The sequence below is a fragment of the Serratia sp. CY84636 genome, assembly GCF_052166245.1.
GTDB classification, from domain to species: Bacteria; Pseudomonadota; Gammaproteobacteria; order Enterobacterales; family Enterobacteriaceae; genus Serratia; species Serratia nevei.
The window spans coordinates 1-2662 of sequence record NZ_JBJNOX010000018.1 but is presented as its reverse complement, the minus strand read 5'-3'; the positions used below and the strand labels follow the sequence as shown (position 1 = coordinate 2662).

The following is a 2662-nucleotide window of genomic DNA, read 5'->3' as shown; positions in this document are numbered from 1 at the left end:
GGTGGAGATCGGCGCAGTTGCCTTTCATTTGTCGGCAGCGGTGCAAAATTTAAGTATCTTTTTCGTACTATATAATGATACTAAAAGTTGACTTTTAGAGGGGGAAAGCCTATACTTTATTTATCGGTTAGCAATGGTGCTGACCGGCCCGGAACCAGCGGCGGCAACCGCTCCGGGAAAACTGCGAAGGAATAAATTATGAGCGCATACGTAGTATCTGATAAAGCCATTTCTACTATCGTTAAAACTCTGGTGCTGACCGGCACACTTCAGCCTGTCGAGGCTGTTTCATTTGGTCAGATGATGCTTAATCTGAATACCCATTCTGTTAATGTTCGCTATCAAGAAAGCAGCCCGGCGCACGCTTTTGAATACAGTGAACCGGAACTAAATATTAACGACCCAAAAACACAAATTCAGGTGATTGTCTGCATTGATGAGTATGAATATCAGTCCTGCGAGTTTGCCGAATACTATGAAACGATGGTGCATACAGTCCTCAAAGCCATAAAATCAGCGTTACATGAGGCTTATACTGAAACATTGCCTAATCCCGCCCAGTGGAAAGCTAAAAAATCCTATGAACTGCCGGGCTATTCAGAAGCTGAATGGAGTTTATGATCGCGCGGGGGTAAGCCCCCATAAGCGCTAACTTAAGGGTTGAACCATCTGAAGAATGCGACGCCTCGGTGCCTCGTTAAGACGATGCCTCGCGTTCTTCAATTGCGTTTTGTAGGCTGTCAGGGATACTGTCCCACGAATGGCCACCTGTAAGCTCCAGATGACCATTTTTGTTATTCTCCACAACGAGTTAGTTCTTCTTTTCGGATCCGGCACTTCTGGGGGGGAAATCCAGCGATGGCTGGATTATGTCGTCAATTAAAAATGCGGCGAGTAGATTAGCAAATATCCACGCTTTCGCGAGTTCAGGTTCCTTTGCACGCAAAGCATCCAGGTGCAGCAAACTTTTGAGCCGCTTAAAAGCCAGTTCAATTTGCCATCGCAGACGGTAACAATCAGCCACTTGCTCTGCTGAATATTCATCTTCCGGTAATGATGTTAGCAATAGCACATGGCCCGCTGCTTCCAGCGTTTCCGCCTGAACTACTCGTCCTTTTCGACGATTCTCGCTGAGCAGTCGGGTTTTACTGATTAATGCTTTTTCGGGAGGAAGTGATACGGCAATGAGACGTGCCGGAAAGGGAGCTCCGGCTTTTTTATTACCTGAATTGCCTATCATTACAGTGGTTTCACCGTTCTTACCGCAATCCAGCCCGCGCAGAAAACCCATCATGTCAAAGCGCATTCCTTCTGCAGTTAACCAGCGCAATCCTCGCCAGTGAACCCGGACGATATAATCAGCTTCTCCAAAAGCAAGTGAGCGGATACATTCGGGACGCGAACCGAATCCCCGGTCAGCAATGCGTATCTCGTCTGCCGTTTGCGCAAATCGGTCCAGCCGTTCAGCGTCTCTGCTGTCGGTTAGCTCAAAATCAGTGAACTGACAGGTATGAGGATCATATCCCATATGTAGTCGCCATTCAGCGCTGCCGCCCCCGGGCGCACTGATTGCTGTTCCATCGACAAGACGCAATCTCTTTCCGCTTGTACAACCCGTAACTGCGGCGCGTACAGCAAGTGTTTGTGCGGCAAGTATGCCAAACCAGTCGGCGGCATTCCGCAGCCGCTTCAGGAGAGCCACGTCAGATAATGTTGCAACGTCATGGAGCTGAGCCCATGCAGTGACTTCACGTAATGACATCCCCCCGGGGCCGTAAGCCAGCCCCAGACGTAGCAGAGTTGCAGCATCACGAATTTCGCGGCGGCGGGTTAGAGCCCCGGCATTACGTGCCGAAGTATCCAGTTCTTCGGGCTTACCAATATGGGCCAGAATTGCTGACCAGTTATCGTGAGAGTAATTCATCGGCACGTTAAATCATATCAGGCGTAATACCACAACCCTTAAGTTAGCGCTTATGGGGTAAGCCCCCCGCTCTATCTGTAGGGGCGTAGCCCCTTTTTTTGCGCCGGTGATCTCTGGCGTCCCCTGCGGGTCGGGCTTTCGTGCTACACATCGAGCCAGGCAAGCTGTCTCGCCCCTTCGGGCTTCAATCCCTAACGCCTCCGGGCTTCGCCCTCCGCACTCCGCTTGGCCTCCGGGCTTTGCCCTCCGCGCTTCGCTTGGCTTTTTCAGCCGGTGCCAACTCCGGGCCGCGAGGATAACCGGCGGGAGGCGAACTGTCCTCCACAGCTCCCCGTTCCGTTGGATGGTCTGCCGTTCCTCCATTACCGGTATTCCACACTAGCGCGGTGTGGCGTCAATAGTTCGCTTCGCCGCTTCGCGCTATTGACCCCACCCCTTGCGCCAGTGTTACACACCGGTTGTCGGAAACGACAAACCCTCCAACTACCCTACAGGTGCTTTATGGCCGAAATTCTCCAACTCCTCCCGCCGGTTATCCTCGCTATCGCAGCCCTCATCACAGCCATCACCGGCCTGATAAAAGTCCTGAAAAGCAAGAAAAAGTAACGGAAAGGGGCGGCAAGCCGCCCCTTTCCCCTGCTCCCCTGGCTTACCCTGCTGTACGATCCGTGGATTTCACAGCAGGGTTATTTTGGGTGATCGCCGTGATTGGCCCGGCAGCGGCCGCCGGTTACTCAG

Annotated in this window: 2 protein-coding genes; one reads left to right on the top strand and one right to left on the bottom strand. The window is 52.1% G+C overall.

Translation table 11 applies throughout. The features are described from left to right. Positions 1-198: 198 nt before the first annotated feature. Entirely contained in the window at positions 199-621 is a 423-nt protein-coding gene (locus ACJ8QI_RS24375) for a hypothetical protein (protein ID WP_033544602.1), read from the top strand. Between the two features lie 190 nt (positions 622-811). Here the strand turns inward: ACJ8QI_RS24375 and ACJ8QI_RS24370 are convergent, their stop codons facing one another. Beyond that, on the bottom strand, positions 812-1924 hold the full coding sequence (locus ACJ8QI_RS24370) for an IS4-like element IS421 family transposase (RefSeq protein ID WP_001300563.1): 1113 nt from the start codon (positions 1922-1924) through the stop codon (positions 812-814). Positions 1925-2662 lie beyond the last annotated feature (738 nt).